This window comes from Streptococcus sp. KHUD_018, assembly GCF_054861215.1.
The window spans coordinates 1,335,357-1,356,235 of sequence record NZ_CM142176.1; the positions used below are offsets into that span (position 1 = coordinate 1,335,357).

16 protein-coding genes and 1 pseudogene are annotated in these 20,879 nt (G+C 35.2%); 1 reads left to right on the forward strand and 16 read right to left on the reverse strand.

Annotated elements, in window-relative coordinates; genetic code table 11:
• Positions 1 to 28 precede the first annotated feature (28 nt).
• The 7 genes and pseudogenes from ACVBD2_RS06770 to ACVBD2_RS06800 all read right to left on the reverse strand — a co-directional run bounded on the left by ACVBD2_RS06770 (position 29) and on the right by ACVBD2_RS06800 (position 8,467).
• A complete protein-coding gene (locus ACVBD2_RS06770; protein WP_303407826.1) occupies positions 29 to 439 on the reverse strand; it encodes a cell envelope biogenesis protein OmpA in 411 nt (136 codons plus the stop codon).
• 361 nt (positions 440 to 800) lie between these two features.
• Positions 801 to 2,075: pseudogene (locus ACVBD2_RS06775) on the reverse strand (phage tail tip lysozyme); the annotation flags it as partial.
• A gap of 247 nt (positions 2,076 to 2,322) precedes the next feature.
• Positions 2,323 to 3,693, reverse strand: a complete 1,371-nt coding sequence (locus tag ACVBD2_RS06780; protein WP_048773348.1) for an ABC transporter ATP-binding protein — start codon at positions 3,691 to 3,693, stop codon at positions 2,323 to 2,325.
• Complete coding sequence (locus ACVBD2_RS06785; RefSeq protein WP_164496838.1) at positions 3,687 to 4,376, reverse strand: energy-coupling factor transporter transmembrane component T; 690 nt, start codon at positions 4,374 to 4,376, stop codon at positions 3,687 to 3,689. Before ACVBD2_RS06785 ends, ACVBD2_RS06780 begins: the two co-directional genes overlap by 7 nt.
• On the reverse strand, positions 4,373 to 4,960 hold the full coding sequence (locus ACVBD2_RS06790; protein ID WP_049489415.1) for an MptD family putative ECF transporter S component: 588 nt from the start codon (positions 4,958 to 4,960) through the stop codon (positions 4,373 to 4,375). Before ACVBD2_RS06790 ends, ACVBD2_RS06785 begins: the two co-directional genes overlap by 4 nt.
• Positions 4,961 to 4,981: 21 nt before the next feature.
• A complete protein-coding gene (locus ACVBD2_RS06795; RefSeq protein WP_125397712.1) occupies positions 4,982 to 6,706 on the reverse strand; it encodes an ABC transporter ATP-binding protein in 1,725 nt (574 codons plus the stop codon).
• Positions 6,707 to 6,709: 3 nt separating this feature from the next.
• Complete coding sequence (locus tag ACVBD2_RS06800) at positions 6,710 to 8,467, reverse strand: ABC transporter ATP-binding protein (protein WP_048768034.1); 1,758 nt, start codon at positions 8,465 to 8,467, stop codon at positions 6,710 to 6,712.
• A 227-nt stretch (positions 8,468 to 8,694) separates the two neighbouring features.
• Here ACVBD2_RS06800 and ACVBD2_RS06805 point away from each other — a divergent pair, with 227 nt between their 5' ends.
• A complete protein-coding gene (locus ACVBD2_RS06805; RefSeq protein WP_048768037.1) occupies positions 8,695 to 9,657 on the forward strand; it encodes a helix-turn-helix domain-containing protein in 963 nt (320 codons plus the stop codon).
• Positions 9,658 to 10,547: 890 nt separating this feature from the next.
• Here ACVBD2_RS06805 and ACVBD2_RS06810 read toward each other — a convergent pair.
• The 9 genes from ACVBD2_RS06810 to ACVBD2_RS06850 all read right to left on the reverse strand — a co-directional run bounded on the left by ACVBD2_RS06810 (position 10,548) and on the right by ACVBD2_RS06850 (position 20,686).
• A complete protein-coding gene (locus ACVBD2_RS06810) occupies positions 10,548 to 11,114 on the reverse strand; it encodes a PBECR4 domain-containing protein (RefSeq protein WP_048768039.1) in 567 nt (188 codons plus the stop codon).
• Positions 11,115 to 11,351: 237 nt separating this feature from the next.
• A complete protein-coding gene (locus ACVBD2_RS06815) occupies positions 11,352 to 14,165 on the reverse strand; it encodes a phage tail tip lysozyme (RefSeq protein ID WP_461685464.1) in 2,814 nt (937 codons plus the stop codon).
• Between the two features lie 11 nt (positions 14,166 to 14,176).
• Positions 14,177 to 16,534, reverse strand: coding sequence for a VirB4-like conjugal transfer ATPase, CD1110 family (locus ACVBD2_RS06820; protein ID WP_461685465.1), 2,358 nt, complete (start codon positions 16,532 to 16,534; stop codon positions 14,177 to 14,179).
• Positions 16,485 to 16,844 (reverse strand): PrgI family protein, encoded by a 360-nt coding sequence (locus tag ACVBD2_RS06825; RefSeq protein WP_314913970.1) that lies wholly within the window; start codon positions 16,842 to 16,844, stop codon positions 16,485 to 16,487. Before ACVBD2_RS06825 ends, ACVBD2_RS06820 begins: the two co-directional genes overlap by 50 nt.
• A 53-nt stretch (positions 16,845 to 16,897) precedes the next feature.
• Positions 16,898 to 17,752: a conjugal transfer protein TrbL gene (locus ACVBD2_RS06830; protein WP_001054257.1), complete on the reverse strand. Its 855-nt coding sequence runs from the start codon at positions 17,750 to 17,752 to the stop codon at positions 16,898 to 16,900.
• A gap of 16 nt (positions 17,753 to 17,768) precedes the next feature.
• The gene (locus tag ACVBD2_RS06835; protein WP_000627865.1) at positions 17,769 to 18,011 is read right to left on the reverse strand and encodes a hypothetical protein; all 243 of its coding nucleotides are present in this window, start codon (positions 18,009 to 18,011) and stop codon (positions 17,769 to 17,771) included.
• A 20-nt stretch (positions 18,012 to 18,031) separates the two neighbouring features.
• Complete coding sequence (locus tag ACVBD2_RS06840) at positions 18,032 to 19,909, reverse strand: VirD4-like conjugal transfer protein, CD1115 family (RefSeq protein WP_461686298.1); 1,878 nt, start codon at positions 19,907 to 19,909, stop codon at positions 18,032 to 18,034.
• Entirely contained in the window at positions 19,909 to 20,397 is a 489-nt protein-coding gene (locus ACVBD2_RS06845) for a hypothetical protein (protein WP_247938553.1), read from the reverse strand. The genes ACVBD2_RS06840 and ACVBD2_RS06845 overlap by 1 nt, the downstream gene beginning before the upstream one ends.
• Positions 20,387 to 20,686 carry a hypothetical protein gene (locus tag ACVBD2_RS06850; RefSeq protein ID WP_461685466.1) on the reverse strand — a complete coding sequence of 100 codons (300 nt, stop codon included), beginning with the start codon at positions 20,684 to 20,686 and terminating at the stop codon, positions 20,387 to 20,389. The genes ACVBD2_RS06845 and ACVBD2_RS06850 overlap by 11 nt, the downstream gene beginning before the upstream one ends.
• Positions 20,687 to 20,879 lie beyond the last annotated feature (193 nt).

The following is a 20,879-nucleotide window of genomic DNA, read 5'->3' on the forward strand; positions in this document are numbered from 1 at the left end:
ACGAAAATAGGAGAATCACATGATTCCCCTACAACTCTATCTCCATTTCAACCTCTTGAGGACTGGTTTCTAAATCACTAGACAAAAGAGAAACGGCATCTGTTCTCATGTAGTAAGTATATAAGTCTTCTAGGTCTTGTTGGTTTTCAATCCCTGTTTCAATACTAATCAGAGCCTGTATAAATTCCTTGTAGTGACTCTCCATCATACCTGAAATCTTTTGTTTCATTTCCATAAATACTGATGACGGTTCAGTTATACTTATTTGGTCTAAGTCTTGAAAATCCTTTTCTAAGGGATTAGTTCCTTCTTCTATTTCCAATAAATCTGAACGACCATCACCATCAGAATCTGCGCTAAGAGGATTGGTTCCTAGCGCCAATTCTTGAGCATCAGTTAATCCATCTTGATCCGAATCACGTTGATAAATGGCTTCCATATACTTCCTTCTTTCCTAGTTAATCTTTTTTCACTCCAATCCTACCAAATATTCCTTGAAAGAAGTATCACAACAAAAAAAGAGAACGAGCCAAAACTGCGTTCTCCTTAAAATGTAAAACATTACTATTAAAGTAAAAAAGACGACTTACAGAACCTGTAAGCCACCTAGTCAGTCGGTTTATTCTGGTGTCTGCCACCGCTTGGCCCTTACGTCCAAGATTGCTATCGGATTTCGTTCTGGTGTCCGCCACCGCTTGGCCCTTACGTCCAAGATTACTATCAGATTGACCATGAGCCGACCACTCATCTACACTATTTATTCTACCTGAAAATTGTTAAAATTTCAAGTATCAACTTCTTTATTTCGTCGTATAGGCAAAACTGATGGCACTATCTGCTTGCGAGATTTTTCTAAAGGTATAGTTAGGGTTACCACCATAGTTTGTCTCTGACACGAGGAAAGAACCATCATCATAGACCTTCTCTACAAAGGCCACATGACCATAGTCTGCTGGTGTGCCATGTGTACCTCCTACAAAAGAAACAATAGCACCTGCTCTTGGTGTAGAGCCTGTTTCCCCACCAAGACTTGAAGCTGTCGCAACCCAGTCCTGACCATTTCCCATGGTATTAATGATTGAAATCTTCTCTCCATTTCTACCTTTTAGCTTTAATCCTAACTGGTTCATACGAGCCGCAACACCCCATGTACATTGTCCATAGGCATAGGCCATACCATCTCCACCACCAGGAACAGAATGATCATACAAGTCCCCACGAACACCTTCAAGGGATTGCGGGTCACTCTTTGCTTGTCCTCCGTTTGTTTGGCTAAATCCTTTTTCAATTTGGTAATACCATTCCGTTGCTCTGGTTTGTCTTTCCAGAAGTTTGTCACCAGAATTTCCCTCCCAATAAGTGAGAAAGAGTTGGGCAAGATTGGCTGCACTGCCCGTATTTCCAAAGAAATCCTTTAACCAACTTTGATAGTAAGGGCTATCCCCATGAAGCATAAAATCAAGTTGTAGGTCTAAATCATACCACTTCTTATTTTGGCTGCGTGCATAATTTAATAAAGCTGTATGACGTGTTGAACCATCTGCAGTATCTGTCCATTGACCTAACCCCAAACCTCTATGAAGGATATTAGGATAAGCACCACTATAAATGGCTGGACCTCCAATCGCTAACCACGCTTCATCATCCCATGAGGAATCGGTAGCGCCAACAGGAGGAGATAAATAATCCCCTTCAGCACGTTTAGGATTAATAGAAGACTCTACCGACCAATTTCCTAAAATTGCCGCAATGGCTTGGGGACTTGCCCCTTGAGATTTCAAAAACTCATAAATATGTTTTGCTCGTTCAAACTCATCCCCACCAAACTGACCAATAGCTGGTAAGATAGTAGTCTGAAGTTGAATGACTTTTGGGAAATAAAACTGCGGATTGACATACACCAATTTTTCTTTCTTATTCTTATACTTTTGATAGGAAACTTTCAAACCTGTATCATCTGGTGTTTCACCTATAACATCTCCCGTTAGAACTCTTGTCCCCTCAATCGCTCGGCCATTATGAATGGAATATAAGGTTAAGCGACTCCCATTCTCTCCTTTTCCGTTAGTGATAATAAAAAAGGAGGACTTCTACACTTTGGCGTAAAAAGTCCTCTTTTAGAAATGTATTCTTTTTCTATTATATTATTTAATAACGCATAAAAATTTTCCTAAACAAAATATCTTACTTTCACACGATAAAAGAAATTCACATACACTTATATTTTCTATTATCATGTCATGATATTTCATATTTTTATCTCCTTACATCTTTAAATTTCCTTTATTTTGATTTTTCAAATATGAGTATCTCTATGGATATTTACAAATATATAACATTGTCAGCTATCGAATTTAAAAATTCTTGGTCATGTGAAACAATGAATATTATTTTCTTATCGCTTTTACATTCGTTGATCAGATGGGATATGTTCATCATATTGCAATAATCCATTCCACTAGTAGGCTCATCAAAAAACATAAGTTTAGATTTTTTACATAGTACAGATGCAATTGCTACCCTTTGCTTTTGTCCACCTGACAAGCTCATTGGATGACGATCTTTTGATTCATATAAATCAAGTTTTTTCAGAATATTTTCAACATAACTACTTTCAATATTTTTTATTCCAAGACCTACTTCACTTGCAATAGAATCGGTAAAAAGCTGATGGTTAACATCCTGCATTACAAGGGATGATATTTTTAGCCTATCTGATTTTGAAAGTCTTTTGCCGTCCAAATAGATTTCATCCTTCGATTTTCTTTCTAAGCCTATAAGGCATCTGAGCAAAGTGGATTTACCAAGTCCGTTTGTTCCTACTATGCCGTAAATTTTTCCCATTTCAAAAGAGAGGTCTTTTAAATGCAATTTTTTATCTATGCCATTAAACTTAAATTCAATGTTTTTTACTTCTAAATTTCCCTTATTTTCATTTTCGGGTACTGTAAGTTTTACTCTATTCTTATTTCTTAAACCTAACTTCTTTAGCTTTTCAGACGGTATTTTCATAAAATCTATTTGAGTATATTCCTTTTGTATTTCCCCATCTTTAATCAAAAAAACTCTATCTACAATATCCATTAGATAAAATATTCTATGTTCTGAGATTATAAGAGTTTTCCCCTTATCTTTAAGTTTTATAAGCATTTCTTTTATGATTAAAATGTTTTCTTCATCAAGATTTGATGAAGGCTCATCTAAAACAATGATTTCCGTTCCAGATATATAACTTGCAGCAATACATAAAATCTGCTTTTCTCCACCCGAAAGCTTAAAAATATCTCTATTTAAAAGATGTTCTATCGGAAACAAATCCAACATATCATTTAGTCTTTCATCCATTTGTTTTTTTGAAAGTCCTATATTCTCCAAATAGAGAAGTAATTCAAGAGTAGTATTTATATTGAAAAAGTGTGTCTTTGGATTTTGAAATACATTTGATACTAAGAGCGATATTTCGTATAATTCGAGGTTTTTAATATCTTTATTATCAATCCTGATAGTTCCACCCATAGAAGCTCCATCATATCGTACAGCTAACCCATTGATAGAATTTATAATTGAAGATTTTCCGCTACCACTTTTCCCAGTAAATAATACACATTCGCCTTTTTTTACATCTAAAGAAATGTTTTTTAACACTTTAGGAGAATTTCCATAAGATAGAGATAAATTTTCAATTTCTACCATAAAGCTCCTCCTATAACCATAATCAGTATTGAAAGCACATAAACAAAATCAACTGTTTTCGTTTTGACGGATATGTACCTAGTTTTTTTAACAGGATTTTCAATACATTTTGTTTCTGCTGCCTTTGCAATATCATCAGAAATATTAGAAGATATAACAAGTAAAGGCACAATTACATACTCGATGTATGAAATTGGATTTTTAAATGTAATACCCCTTATTTTCATAGCAAGTTTTATATTGTGACTTTCTTCCCTAAATGAAGGAAAAAACCTAAACATTACAGCAATTGGTATAGAAACAGTACGAGGTAAATTCATTTTATCCATTGAGGATATTACACTTCCTACATCCGATGTTTTTAAAAAAAAACTTCCCGCACTAAATGGAAGATAAAACATCTTACATACAGCAAATAGCATAAAAAACATCATTAAAATCGCATTCATATTTCTAATTACATCAAGATTAGGTATCAAAGAAAGAACCCCAAAAAATGATATGTTTTTTAAGGCTTCTTTCTTAAATCCATTCATTAAAAAAAGAAATGAAATAAGAAGCACAATTCCCCATTCAAAATAGGTATTTACTTTATAAAATACAGCAAATCCAAGTGAAAAACTTACTAAAATTTTACTAATTGGATTGGGATTATATGGATTGTCTAAAGAAACGAGCATTATACAATACCAGCTTTTTCGAAATGCTTTTTCAAAAAGACTTTACCAATATATGCGCCGAGTATCCCGCCGACAACAGCACCGATATATACTAATACCATACTTCGATAATTCAAAAGTGCTATGAGCTTCATTATATAATCGTGACCCATACCGCCTGTTTCAGCCAGTTTAATAACCTTGTCTTTAGCCAACAAAACTTGCATAAGGAAACCACAAATCCAAGTGTTGAATACGGCAAATGAGAGCATATTAAATTTAAATGATTTATATTCTCCTTTTTTTCTTAAAAGTTCCGCAATTGCCATACTGATTACAGCATGTATCAATATTACATATGTATTTCCCATTGCAATTGCTACAAGACTACAAATCAACCCAAGTATAAATAATCCCCATGATTTTTGAACTTTTGCCATAAAGAGCATTATAACTATTCCTGTTATAATGCCTGCCAGTGTAGGGTATGCCAAGTATAAAATCGGTACAATACCAATCATTCCCGAAGCAAACATAAGTACAAAATATATTACTGTAAATACACCTATCGTAACTAAATCTTTAATTCTTAATTTTTCCATTTTTATATTTTCCTTCTAAATAAGTTTTCACTGAATATTTGATTTTCTAAGCATTGCTTTATAAAATTCCGAGCTTTTACAAAGTTCTTCATCTGTCCCTATCGCTTCTATTTTTCCGGCATTTAATAAAACGATTTTGTTTGCATTTCTTATTGTTCTTAATCTATGAGCAATAACAATTGCCGTTTTTTCTTTTATAAGTTCAGATAAAGCCTCTTGAATTAGACTTTCATTTTCAACATCCAGAGATGCTGTAGCCTCATCAAGCAATATGATTGGTGCGTCTTTTAGTATTGCCCTTGCTATTGAGATTCTTTGTCTTTCTCCGCCTGAAAGTCTTTGTCCGTTTTCACCTATTACTGTATCTATTCCATCCGGCATTTTGTCTATAAATTCATAACATCTAGCTATTTTAGCCGCTCTTATAATCTCTTCATCTGTAGCATCTTTTTTACCGATTTTTATATTATCTTTTATGCTTGAATTAAAAAGAGTAACATCTTGGAAAACGATAGAGAAATTTTTAAGGAGTGTTTCCGGATCAATTTTACCGATGTCCTCTCCCCCTATCAAAATCTTTCCTTTATCTATATCCCAAAATCTTGCAGCAAGCTTGGTGAGAGTTGTTTTTCCGCTTCCGCTTGAACCGATTAGCGCAGTGATTTCACCCTGTTTTGCAGTAAAGCTCACACAATTTATTACAGAATAATCATCATATCCAAAATAAACATCCTTGAACTCAATATCGTAATTTTTAATTTCAATATCTTTTTTGCCTTCTTGAACAGGCATGGTCTTTATTTCCTTTATTCTCCCTACAACCGCATCAAGAATAACTATCATTGACATAAAGGTGATTATTCCTTCTATAGTAAGATAAATACTTGCTGTAAGCATTAAAAATGCGATATAAACCAGCACACTTACCTCCCCTGCCATAAGCATGTTGACGCCGATAACGGCAACACTTATAATTCCAAGCTTTAAAATTGCAGCAGCTATTCCTGTAAGTGTTCCGGCAACAACTTCACCTTTCGTTTTCTGTTTTGTGGATGCATTTAATTTTTCAAAAAAATCATTTAACACCCTATCTTCTAAGTTGTAAGATTTTATTTGCTCTATCTGCTCTATATTTTCCTGTAGATTATCGAAAACCTTACGATTATCATCTATCCAGCCCTGTACTATTTTTTTCTGACTTTTCTTTGATAAAAATATAATCAAAATAGAAATGGGAATTACCCAAAGGGCTGCAAGTGCAAGTTTCCAATTATAGAAGATAAGCATTAAAGCAATAATACTTGTGGATATAGCCGTTGAATATATCTGAGGTACAGCATGAGAGAAAATTGTTTCATATAAGTTCATGTCATTCATCATGGTTTCCGCAAGGTCTGCCAAATCTCTTTTACCAAAATAAGAAAGAGGTAATTTCTTTAACCTTTCCGCTAACTCAATTCTTGAATTTGCACTCTCGTTGTACACATTGGTGTAAAGTCTTACATAATCCCACCTCGCTATTAAGAACATCACAATCATCATTACTACAATTAGTGCAATATAATGAACAGAAGTAAAATTGTAGCTCTCAATACTTTTTAAAATGCCTATATACTGAAACAGAAACATAAAACCGATCATTGGTGCGAACAATTTAGTTAAATTAACAAGCGTGTGTGAAAATATGGCTTTTTTTAAGTTAAGAGCGCCTTTTTCTGACATCGCATATTTTTTCATAAAATAAGAAACCATATTTTAACCTCCTATCTTCCAATTTACGGATTTCTGATATTCATCCCAAAGCTTTTTATAATGCCCATTTATATCTATTAAATCTGCATGCTTGCCTTCTTCTACAATTTTCCCTTTATCAATAACGAGAATCTTGTCCGCATCTATTACTGTAGATAATCTATGAGCAATCATCAATGTTGTCTTGCTTTTTGATAGCTTCTTAAAAGACTCTTGAATCAAATGTTCATTTTCAGGATCTGCAAAGGCTGTAGCTTCATCTAAAATGATAATATCTGCATCTTTCAAAAAAGCTCTCGCTATAGAAATCCTTTGAGCTTCTCCTCCTGAAAAATATGTGCCTTTAGTTCCGTAAACAGTATCAAGTCCTTTATCTAAATTTTCAATAATATCTTTAGACCCTGAATTGATTAAGGCATTGTCAATTTCTTCATTAGTTGCATCAGGCTTTCCGATTAAAAGATTATCTCTTAAACTCATTTTAAATAGTTTAGAGTTTTGAAAAACAAAAGCAATTTTTCTCATTAAAGCCTCTTTTTCAAAATCTTTTATATTAATTCCTCCAATATAAATTTCACCTGTTTTAATATCGTAAAATCGTGCAGCAAGCCTTGCTATAGTAGTTTTACCACTGCCTGACGATCCGACTAAAGCAACTCGTTCTCCTTTATTCACCTTAAATGAAATATCGTCTAATACATTTTCATCTTCATAAGAAAAGCTTACATTTTTAAACTCTATCCCAACATCAGAACTTGTTTTATTTCCATAAACAAAATCATCAAACTCAAGTATATTCTCAATTTTATCTAAAGCAAGTTCCGCAAAATAACTGGATTGTGTAATCGTCGCAGTTCTCATAATAAAAGTAGCAAATGCCGGTCCTATTAGGAAGTAAATAACAGAATCTGCAACTACATTAGATAAGTTTCCATTAAATTTTATTAAGAGTAATGCCACAGGTACCAAGAAAAATGCCGTCGATGTAGAAACGGTTTCAAACCACGACATTTTATTCGTATAACTCATAGTAAGCTTAAGTACATTGTCTTTTACTTTTATGATTAACGAATATAACTTATCAAAGCTCTCAACACTTTGTGCAAATGTTTTAACAACAGGAATTCCTCGAACATATTCCACTGTCTGAGAAGATAAATTGGAAAGTCCTGCATAATACTCATCTTTCATTTTTTTTGTTTCGGCTGTCATCATAGATGACATCAATGTCATACCGATAATCATCGGTATCATACTGGCAAGTCCTAACTTCCAGTTAAACACGAAGAAAAATACAAGCAGGACGATTGGCGATATAATGGTCATCGCCATATCAGGAAGTTGATGCGCTAAAAAAGAATGGGTTTCAGACGCTCCGGACACAATTACATTTCTTATCCTTCCGCTTTCTTTGTCATCGAAATACCCAAGCGGTTTGTTTATTAGTTTTGTTACGGAAGTCTTAATAATGTTATCTTCCACTTCAAATGCAAAAATATGGGATAAAATTAAACCTATTAGGTATATGAATAGCCCCAGACCGGCAAAGACTGCTGCATAAATTGAATTTTCCTTTACATAATCAAAATTCACCATCCCATTTAAAATTAAGTTATTTACAATTCTATGAATATATACCATAGGCATCAAAACCATGACACCTGATACAGCAGACATAACCATAGCAATATAGAGTAAAAAACTTTTTTTACCACCGTAAGGCATTAGTCTTTTCAGTATTGATTTCTTCTTATTCTTCACTGAACAATTCCTCCTTTTTCTTAAAATTAGCAAACCCTATAAATAGCCTTTTTAGACTGATTATAGAGTCTTGTTTTCAAACTTTTTTGCAATACGCAAAGTTTTTCTTGTTTTTATTTACTGTTTATTATATAATAAATGAGGATTTCAATCAATTAGATATGGTTAAATAAGTCTATTCGGGATAATGTCTATTCGGGATAAAATATAAAGCACGGAGGTATAATATGAGTGATTTTTATAACTTTGTTAAAAACTTTTTTTCTACAGATGAATCTATCGATAATACAAAATACTCCACTGTAGGACATGAATTCCGTTTTAGCACGGATAATGCAGAAGGCATATATTGGTTTTACGAGGGCGATAATTTCACTATTGATATTCATGATGTTTTCATAAAAAAAGAAATTATCCATACAAGTTTTTCTGGTTTGGATAATTTCTATTCCCTTTATTTATCTTATTTAGTTACAGCAAACGGTGAATGTTTTAATCCTTATCAAAATCTTTCTTCAAATTCACTTTATATTATAAATACAAAAAATTCTAAAGACTATAGGATTATACTTCACAAAAACTCTCCTTATTTAGGAATCGGTATAAATTTCAATCAGTCCATGATAGAGCAATGCCTGTCCTCTTATAAGAATAAAGTCTGTAACTATGAAGATTTATTTTTTAATACCAGCATTATAATAAACAAGCCTTTAGAAAGAATCGCAAAAGATATCCTTAATTGCAAGATGGCATCTCCTGCTGCTGAAATCTTTTTTGAGTCAAAGGCAAAGGAATGGTTAAGTATTACAATAGACTCTTTTTTAAATAAGTACAGCAATCCACTATCTATTGCCGATGATGAGGCTTTGAAAAATGTCGCCAATTATATAGACGATCATTATGCAACATCTATCTCACAGGATACTTTAGAAAAAATATCCACTATGAGCGGCACAAAACTAAAAAAGTTATTTAAGCAAAAATATCAATGTACAATTACAGAATATACTCAAAGACGGAGAATGAATATGGCGGAATTACTCCTACTGAACTCTACCCTTAAAATTCAAGATATAGCAGAGGCTGTAGGATATTCCTCTCACAGTAAATTTAGTACATGCTTCAAAAAATATAAGGGATTTTATCCCAAAGACATAAAAAAATATGCGAAAAATAATCTTTCTGATTAAATACATAAGGATTTAACTTTGGGGACGGTTGAGTTAGACCTTATTGGAAAATGTTAAAGTCATAATTGGTAAACCTAAATAAATTATATGTTTAGGTCTTGTTATTATCTTGTAAAATCAGTAAAGTAGCTAATTCTACTATTTTTAGGGAGTTAGTCACAAAGAAAATCAAACAGTTAGACTGACTGTTTGAGTATGAAAAAAGCAGATAAAAAATCCCTTGAGTAAATAACTTAGGGGATTTTAAAGGTTGGGATAGGGTATTGAAAAGCTCGTACAAAGTATAATAAAAATCCCCACCAAATTTTGAAAATCTATTGAAATGTATTGAAGTTTATTAGCAGAATACATAAGTGGAAAGCTTGATTTTAATACATTTAGAAGATTATTGAAAAAGAAAAATCACACTTTCATTCTTATTAAAATCTTTATAACTGTATTTTGAATGATTTTCCCCAATCAAGCATCCCTCTCTCTTATAAAATATATACATTCAGTTGTATGAAATGTAATATTGTTCTTATCAGACTTGAAACTTTTACTAATCCAACTATTTATCTTACACATTTAGTTTAAACCTATAGTATCCTATTTTCTTAATATTCTACAGTGTAACACTGCATTTATATTATAACGCTAATATGTTCAGAAAAGAAATACTTTGTAAGTCAATGTCTGTTATAACGGAAATTGTTAGAGATGTCTATCATAACAGAAATTGAGATAATGTCCATAACATCCCTGAAGATAAATTATGTAATCACAAACTATTTCATATCCAATCTAGTGTAGGTTGTTTGGAGCATATCATCAACAAAAAAAGAACGAGCCAAAACTGCGTTCTCCTTATAATGATAAAAATATGTTTTATACCACAAAAGATATGTAAACTAATCTTTTAAATAATAAAAAAGTTCCGACGTTTGTAAATGTTTTGAGTAAATTGAAATTACTTTTTGACCTTCTGGAAATACTGTCTTTCTCTTCAAATCTAATAAAGATTGAGGAACAATTTTCCTTGATGTCTCTTTCAATGTTAATGCTAGTATCTGTTTTCTTGTACGTAGAGCATAATCAAACTCCAAATACAAATAACGTCCTGAACCAGTTAGATGAACATGCTTTCCCAATAACTCCTCAATAGATCCTAAAACTTGTAACTTTTGCATCGTGGTTCCATCATTTTTTATTTTCAACTCATCAATTATGACATGTCTATTTAAACAATCGTCAAAGAAACTGCCTGCACCTTTTCGGTAATCAACACCACATAGGTGCATGAAATTAGTAGGTGAAAAATGAAGTTCAACACTTTCTATTTCCGTTTCATAATACATGATTTTGCCAACAAAGTGTTCTTTAAAAAAAGAAGCCGCAATTTGTAACTGAGTAAAAAAACGCTGAAGTTTTATTTTTTCGGTGTAATTTGGATTACGATAATCTCTAGAATTTGCCATATTTTCCTCACAAAAAAGGTGGTTTACAGAGTCTGTAAGCCACCTAGTCAGTCGGTTTATTCTGGTGTCTGCCACCGCTTGGCCCTTACGTCCAAGATTGCTATCGGATTTCGTTCTGGTGTCCGCCACCGCTTGGCCCTTACGTCCAAGATTACTATCAGATTGACCATGAGCCGACCACTCATCTACACTATTTATTCTACCTGAAAATTGTTAAAATTTCAAGTATCAACTTCTTTATTTCGTCGTATAGGCAAAACTGATGGCACTATCTGCTTGCGAGATTTTTCTAAAGGTATAGTTAGGGTTACCACCATAGTTTGTCTCTGACACGAGGAAAGAACCATCATCATAGACCTTCTCTACAAAGGCCACATGACCATAGTCTGCTGGTGTGCCATGTGTACCTCCTACAAAAGAAACAATAGCACCTGCTCTTGGTGTAGAGCCTGTTTCCCCACCAAGACTTGAAGCTGTCGCAACCCAGTCCTGACCATTTCCCATGGTATTAATGATTGAAATCTTCTCTCCATTTCTACCTTTTAGCTTTAATCCTAACTGGTTCATACGAGCCGCAACACCCCATGTACATTGTCCATAGGCATAGGCCATACCATCTCCACCACCAGGAACAGAATGATCATACAAGTCCCCACGAACACCTTCAAGGGATTGCGGGTCACTCTTTGCTTGTCCTCCGTTTGTTTGGCTAAATCCTTTTTCAATTTGGTAATACCATTCCGTTGCTCTGGTTTGTCTTTCCAGAAGTTTGTCACCAGAATTTCCCTCCCAATAAGTGAGAAAGAGTTGGGCAAGATTGGCTGCACTGCCCGTATTTCCAAAGAAATCCTTTAACCAACTTTGATAGTAAGGGCTATCCCCATGAAGCATAAAATCAAGTTGTAGGTCTAAATTATACCACTTCTTATTTTTGGCGTGTGCATAATTCAATAAAGCTGTATGACGTGTTGAACCATCTGCAGTATCTGTCCATTGACCTAACCCCAAACCTCTATGAAGGATATTAGGATAAGCACCACTATAAATGGCTGGACCTCCAATCGCTAACCACGCTTCATCATCCCATGAGGAATCGGTAGCGCCAACAGGAGGAGATAAATAATCCCCTTCAGCACGTTTAGGATTAATAGAAGACTCTACCGACCAATTTCCTAAAATTGCCGCAATGGCTTGGGGACTTGCCCCTTGAGATTTCAAAAACTCATAAATATGTTTTGCTCGTTCAAACTCATCCCCACCAAACTGACCAATGGCAGGTAAGATAGTGGTCTGAAGTTGAATGACTTTTGGAAAATAAAATTGCGGATTGACATACACCAATTTTTCTTTCTTGTTTTTATACTTTTGATAGGAAACTTTCAAACCTGTATCGTCTGGTGTTTCACCAATAATATCACCCGTTAGGACTCTTGTCCCCTCAATCGCACGGCCATTATGAATAGAATACAAGGTCAATCGACTCTCATTCTCTCCTTTTCCGTTAGTGAGAATAACATCATCTCCGTCTAGAGATACAACACCATCCATTGGTGCGACAATCCTTTGGTGAGCCTTCGCTTCTAGTAGAATATACTCCTGAAGAGTAGGTTTTCCGTCTAAATCATAGTATCCATAACGATAAGTCATGGTTAGACTATCTTCGTTGCTTTTCCCCTCAAATGGATTGTCCAATTCCTGCATGGAAGCATAGACACCCTCTTCTTTTAGTTCCTTTATTTCCTCTTGATCGTCTCTCGATAGTTTATACTTAGGAGTTTCATAGAGGTCTTGCATGGATTTCAAATCATCCCCATCGTTTAAATCATGCCACAAAGTAGACAGATAATCCTTGTAAGATTCTGAACTAAATAAGTGAACTGGTTTGTGTAACTCATAGTCATGGAATTTAAAGTTCATATACCCCATCACATCATCAACTTTTGTGTAATAAGTAATTCCTTTGTCATTTGTTCGAGTATGTTCTGCGTCTTCCCAAGTTAGGTGGGTATAAGCATTTGTTAATTCAAATTCATCTTGTTGAATCAAACCAGCAGATGAAAATCCTAAAAAGAAGCTCATCATAAATAAGAGAAGAAAGACTAATCCTCCAACTATCCAAGTTACAGGATTTCCAGCCGCAAATGTAAAGAAGGAAAAGGCTGCTTTTAGTTTTTGATAGATATTTCGGACACTTGTAAGACCTTGTTTCTTTAATTTTCGAAACCGATTTTTAAAGGAACTAGGATTATCTTTCGCTAGTTTCCATCCTTTTCCATCCTTAAAATGATGGTATCGCTCTTTTGTGTTGGTCAGTCTTTTCTTGGTAAAACGACCTGTTGCTTGTCCTGTTTTGACACTAGCTTTTCCAAGATTATAAGAAAGCCGACTGTAGCGTTTCCCTTTTCTAATGGTCTCTTGAAGTGTGCGATAGCCTTCTAAATCTTCATTTTCTGAAGCTAACTCTCCACCTTCACGTCCAAGGACATAAAGAAAAGTTTTGGCTTTCCTACTGACTTTTTTGGACTTATAGGCTTGTTTAGTAGATTTTAAATTTTCTTTAGCAGCCTTGACTTCTTTCTTAGCTTTTAATTCTTCTAAACTCTTCCCTTGAAAGAAAAAATTAGATTTTTGTTTCGATTCCTGACCGTAGAGAAATTTTTGATTGGTTTTTCTTTCTTTACGACTCTCTTTTCTTTCTTCTTTTGCTTCTACCTTGGCTTCTCTAAATTGCTTCTTGGCTATTTTCAATCGTTTCCTAGCATGAGGCAATCGTCTGTCTCTTAATTCTTTCCGATTCAAAAGAGATGGAGGACTATTTTGAAGAATATGATTGTAATCTTCATTTGCTTGTCTTACTCTCTCCTTTGAAACTTCTCTCATCTCCTCTAGCTTTTCTTTTATCTCTTTTTTCCATGCTTTTTCATCCAATACAGCGGAATCTTTTTTCTGTTTCCTCACCTCCTTCTTTCCTTTTTTCAAGATTTTTTTCTCATCTTTTAGGCTTCTTCTAAATGCCTTTCGGGCACGTATGATTTCTCTTTTATCCTTCATTTACCTTCCCCTTAATTAGAAGCCATTTTATCAGGATCCGTACTCATGATATCAAACAATTGAGTACCTTGAGGAATCTTATTTTTAAAGGGAACGACAACGGAACCAGCTTTTATCAGTCCTGCCCCTTTTTCTGGATTGACAAGGTATTTTTCGAGTTCTTTTGACAAGCCTAAGAGTTGAACCAGTTCTTCTCTATCATTTTTTGCTTGCTTGAGGAGAATCATAAATTCACTATTTGCAATAATCCGTCTACCATTTGGATCTAACAATAAGGTTTCGACATTTTGGGTTATCCCAGTCGGACTAGCTCCATATTTTCTGACACGACTCCACAATTTAAAGAAGAAATCACTGGCATATTTATCTAGTAAGAGAAGCTGCATTTCATCAAAATAAATCCAGGTCTTCTTCCCTAATTTTTGGTTCCGAACAACACGATTCCATATCTGATCAAACACTACCATGAGAGCGATTTGTTTCAGCTCATCTCCTAACTTTTTAACATTATAGATTAAGAAATTAGAACCTGTCTGAATATTGGTCTTATGAGAAAAAATATCAAGAGAACCTTCGACATACAGTTCCATATCAAGTGCCAAATTCTGCGCTTCTTCTTCTGGCTGTTGACTCAAGACAAAAACCCATTCTTCCAAAGAAGGCTCTTTAAATGACTGATAGGTGAGTCTGGTGACTCGGTCGATAATCGATTTTTCTCTCCCATCCATTTTCCTATCCAATAACTTGCCGATAAAGGATAAAAGAAATTCTGATTTTACCTTTACAGGATCTTCATCCATATTTTCTTCAGACAAGTCAAGGACATTGAGATAGGTTTTGGAATCTGGCGCAATATCAATCATTTCTCCACCAAAAGCCCGTCCAATAACACTGTACTCTGCTTCTGGATCCACAATGATAATTTCAGTATTTTCACCAGATTCCTTGATTTTGGTCGTGATAATTTCATGCTTGGTTGCCATCCCTTTCCCAGCTCCAGATGTTCCTAAAATCAGACCAGACGGTGTATTTAATAGGCTGCGATCAATGGTAATAATATTGCTTGAGATTTGATTGATACCATAATATTTCCCACTACGGTCTTGTAAGTCTACTGAAGTCCAAGGTGAGTTCACTGCTACATTGGACGTTAATAAACTCCGTGATACCCCCTCTAAAAAATCACAACCAAATGGCAGCAAACTATTAAAGGCTGCTTCTTGCATATATGGAAGTTTGTCAATCATTAGGTCATTTGAGCCGGCCACTTGTTGAATAGTGTCTAGGGCTTGTTTGAGTTCTTCTTCATCCTGACCAAAAACACCAATCAAGAAGACCGTTTGAAATAGTTTATCTCCTGTCTCTGTCATAGTTTTTAAGAGTTCCTCAGCTTCATCGATATTGCTTTCTAATACATGACCTACTTTTTCCAAATAGATACCTGTACGAGCTAGTTTTTGTTGTTCCCCAATCTTTTGGGATTCCATCAAGGTCTTCTTTGTTCGTAGTTTCTTCATGGCATCTGCCTTAGTCGAACTTTGAGCATGAAGGCTTACGATCAATTCCAAATCTCCTTGCATGAGGTCTCGGATAAACTGATCCCCTAATTCCATACCGTAGTCTCTGACATAGACAATCTGTAATAAGCGGTCATTGATTTGTAGGTAATTCTTGTTTTTAAAATCCAAGAGATTAGGTGCTATGAAGTGACGAGTTGTCTGACCAGATCTCGTTAAATCACGGTAAGAAAAAGGAAGATGGTGTTCTCCTCTAAGCATATCCGCCAACAAGTTGACACGCTCTTCACCAGCTAAGGAATCAAAGCGAGCATCAATTTCTGAGAAACCACTCTTGAAATATTCTCCTATTTGAGACAAGGAACGATAGGCTTGTTTGGGATTAGAATCCTTTCTTCCAAAGCTAATCAGTTTAACAGCCGAAAAATTATTTTCACCACTGTCTAAATTTTGATTCATCATCCGATTCAATTCTTTACGATAGGTATCATACCCATCTTCTTTCTCCTCATACAGAACACTTTGTCTAAACTTTTCTAAATTCAGTCGTTTTTTAAAGATAGTCAATTGGAAGTTGGTTTGGTCATCTAGGGAGTTAATCAAATCAGAATACTTCTCAATGATTGCGCCCTTATCTTCTAAACCAACGGTCTGGTAATTGACATCACCAAGTAAATAGCTTTGTGAGAAATAATCTTCTTTTACCTGCATCAAACCACTTTGATACAGGGCTTGATAGGAAAGAGTATTAGCCGTTGATGGTAACACTTCCTCTTTTTTTCCTTTAACTACTTCTTTCTGATTAGTCATTGAAGTTTTTTGTTTCTTTAATGTATTTGATTTTCTTTTCATGTTCAGATCCTTTCTTTCCAGTAATGGTGCGTAGGGGAACCGTTAGTTCAAAATGAAGACGGTATTTCAAATAATGTTCAAAATATAAATCATTGGGTTTATAGACTCCAAAGAGCATGAGGGGGATGGTAAAGGCAAACACAAAACCGTAAACAAACCAATCTCCAAATTGCCAGTAAAAGAGATTCAAACCCAAAACAATAACTGTGACAATAAAGGCTGGTAAAACAAAGATGATTTGTCTTGTAGTGAAACCTAACCAAGCCCTGTGTTGATATTTTGAGATGTCTTTAAAGACACGTGTATTCATGACTTTCCTTTCTAAAAAGGCTAAGAAGCAATCACTTCCTAGCCTTTATCTAATTACATACCTAAGATTGAGCGAGCCGTACGTTGAGAACCAACGAGGGCAATAATCAGTAAGATAGCCTGTACCAAACTACCAAACATAATCGCAAGTGATTGCAAGACTCCTGCACCATTTGAAACAGCTATTTTCCCAGCAGATTCAAATAAAGGAACAAGCGAAACAATCAGAAAAATGAGAACCCCTTGTACCGCATAGACCATAATATTTTTTAAATAGCCAATACCAATAGACTTCCATTCATCGCTTAAAAATGTTGGAATCGTAAGAGGGGCAAATGGAATCATAAGGTAGAGTTGAATAAATCGAATAGATACCAACAGATTAACCATGGCTGCACTTACTATTCGAACAAGCCAAATGAGGAGGGCGAAAAAGCCCACAATCATCCGGCCAATAAATCCTGAACCTTTTAATCCAGAGATTGTATCATACTTTGCCCCACCGTGAGCCACAATCGAAGCCACTTGTTCAATGGCGTGACTCGCAATCCCGATGATGGCTTCTACAATCACGGTTGTATTGGTAATCACGACTGCGACCATGATATAACTAATCAACATCGGCGCTAATGCTTCAAAGGTCATCGCTCCTCCTGAGTTAGCAATTTTCTTTGCCATCTTCGAAAATTCTAAGATGAGAACAACTGATAAAATCGCAACTCCAAGGGGCTGCATGACACTTTTAGTAATACTAGACATATAAGTCCAAACTGTTGGATTGTAGCTAGATAGAGATTTAATCAGATCTACCGTAGATTGTAAATCCACATTAAATCCTTCAAATAAATTTTCAGCTGATATTTTTTCAGATGCAAGGTAAACAAAGGGTGAGACTAAACTAAGATTCATGTCATTGTTGATCCTCCTAAATTGAAATCTGGGTTACAAAGGCTCCAGCAGCCCCGACCATAACACCACCGACAATTTCCAGAATGGCATTCCGAACACCTGGTCCACCATCTTTAATGTTGGTTGCAAGATTGACAATCCCCACAACAACGAGAAAGGCACCAACTGCAATCAATCCCTTCTGCAACAAAGACATAGCTTGTGCAAACATGGCACTTGCGTCTACTCCATAAACAAAACCTTTAAAATGCGTAATCATCTATTTCCTCTTTTCTATTTTTATTTTAAACTAGATTCAAAAGTTAAATCACGAATTCTAAGGCCTTCAAGATGATTTTCTTGTCTTTGATTCAAAGGATTGATCTGATAGTTCCACCACCGTTCATCGGTTTCTTGATTGGCTAGGTACTTCCAGTTTGGATGCTTAGTGGAATTGTATTTTTTGCTTTTAAAGACAGGCATATTGGCAATTCGAACCAAGCATTCATGCCGTTTCATATTTCCGACTTCATCAGGTGTCATTAAATCACGAGCAATCTTTTGATGAGAAAGGGATCCTGAACCTGTCTGGCCAAAGGAACGACTAGTATTTCGAACATCAATGGTTTGTTTACCGAGTAATCCACTCATAAATTTAAAGGTATCTTCATCATTCCCACCTAAGTAGACTAAGCTATCACAGTTCCCAAGAATGGTTTTCCAAGCTTCTTTTTCTTTATAGAGTCCTTGAAGTTGGGCAATATTTTGTAGAATGGGAACGAGACTCATATTACGAGAACGAACTGTTGAGGTTTGTTCAGCAAAATCTGGGATTTCTCCGATATTTGCGAACTCATCTAAGTAAACTCTCACATGAAGAGGCAATTGACCCTTAAAATCAATATCTGCTTGTCTTGTTAGGGTTTGAAATACGGTTGAAAAAAAGAGGGCTGAAAGAAAGCGAAAGGTACTATCGTTATCTGGGATAACTAAGTAAACCATTGATTTTTCCTGGCCCCACATCTTCATATCAAGGGTATCTCTTTTGGTCAAATCCATGACACTTTGAATATTGAAGAGGGCAAATTTAGCAGTGGTTACAGCTATAACAGAATCCAGAGTCTTATCCTTATAATTTTGAAAATCTGCCCAATTTCGCATGGTAAAATTTTCAGTCCCATACTTTTTAGCATAATTTTCAAATAGAATTTCTAAGACACTTTTTTCTTGATTTTCACCCTTGGATAAGTGTTTAATGAGTTTTGAGATTTCAGCAAAACTTGGATAACGCCCTCGTTTTTTTCGCTCTTCCACTTCTTTTTTTTGACGTTTCAACAAGTTTTGGTACTCTGTTTGACTCAAACGACTTTCTTCAATGAGCTGTTCTCTTGTTTTGGGCGGATTATAGAAATCGACCAAGTAAGAGGCTAAAGCTCGAACCAAAGTCATAGAAGCTTCATCCCAAAATGGATCACTACGGGAGCCAGAGCCTTTGGTGTTATTGAAATAAACCGTCAGCATGCGATTCAAATCATTTTCTGTCTCTACATAGCGAAAAGGATTGAAGCCATCTGAGTTCTTCATATTGACTAAATCTAGCACCTTTACTTGGTAGCCATGTTCTAAAAAGAGTTTGCCTGTTTTCTCAGCTAAGTGATCTTTAGGATCCACTACAATATTAGAACTATTCATCTGGATGAGATTGGGTTTCACAAAGCGAAATGTCTTCCCACTTCCTGAACCTCCAATCACCGCAATATTCTTATTTCTATCATATTGGGGTGAGTTTTTGTCTAATAATGTCAAACGAACATCTTGTGCTAAGATCGTATCATGAGAAAATTCTTTACCGTAAAAGAGCTTCTTTTCTTTTAGAGTTCCAAAACGGGCGCTCCCGTATTCTACCCCTTCTCGGTATTGTTTTTTACCAGTCTCTAGATAGAGATAAACCAGCAACATCATCACAAAGCCTAGTAGAAAAAAAGCACTTGATTTTCCAGTAAAGGAAACATTCCATGGCGACTGAAGAACTTCATCTTGACCTTCCATCAGAAGATGAGTCCATTTATCTAATGTATTTCCAGTATAGGAATCATACAAAAGCGTCAAACGATGAAAGACATAGCCTAGTAAGATACCTAACAGTGAGAATAGTAGGAATTTCTTTCCACTGTACATCATCTCACCATCTCTTTCTGTTTGACGGCCCCTTCTTGTCTAAAGGTAATTTGGGATTTAGCCTCATCAATTGCATCGTCTAATGACTTATCCATGGTAAAATCAGCTAATTTCTCCGGATCATTAACCATTTTTTCTAACAGATGGTCTAAATGATTGTCTAGAATCGAACGGTCTTTCGTGTAGAAATGCAGAGAATCCCCTTGCCAAGCGATGGCTAAAGGAATCTCTTCTTTTTCTAAAAAAGACTTAAATTTCTCTATATCAATTGGTTTGTCTAAAAAATCTTTTTTCAGATTAATCGTATCAATCGAATAAGGAGATTGTAGCAATTCTTCTAATTTCTGTACCCCTATCTTATAGGCAGAATCTTGTGCTAGAGCCTGACGTCTAGACCATTCTAGAATCTTTAAGAGACTTTTGACAGTAAATAAAAGACTACGCTCAGCATATTGAACTGCCATTCGTTCCTGTTGTTCAGAGGACATCTGATGCCTCCTTCTTAACAAATAGCAGCCTTCCTTCTTTATAACGATAAGCTATCAATTTCTGACGTTGCTTAATCGACTTGACAACCTGCAGTAGATCTCTCGAATAAGGTTCTCGAAGAGTAACTTCTACTGCTTTCCCATCAATGATACCAACACGTTTAAATTCAATGTAGTCTTTTTTGAGATATCCTAAGCCCATACCAAAAGGAAAGTGATGAATCAATTGGATGGTACAACCACCTTTATTTCCCATTTGTTTCAAATCATACAAGTTTACTACCTTCATGATTAACTCCTTTATCTAGTTTGTCGCATCGTTTAAGTCTGGTAACGATAAACTCCGTGTCTGTTAGAAAATTCTCACACACGTCTTGTGCCAGTTGCCCTTCACAGGGAAATACTCTCAGTCCCTACTTACACAGGCACGCTAATCAAGACGGAGTGGATTCAATTTTCAAAGAACAGGTAGCTTTATTATA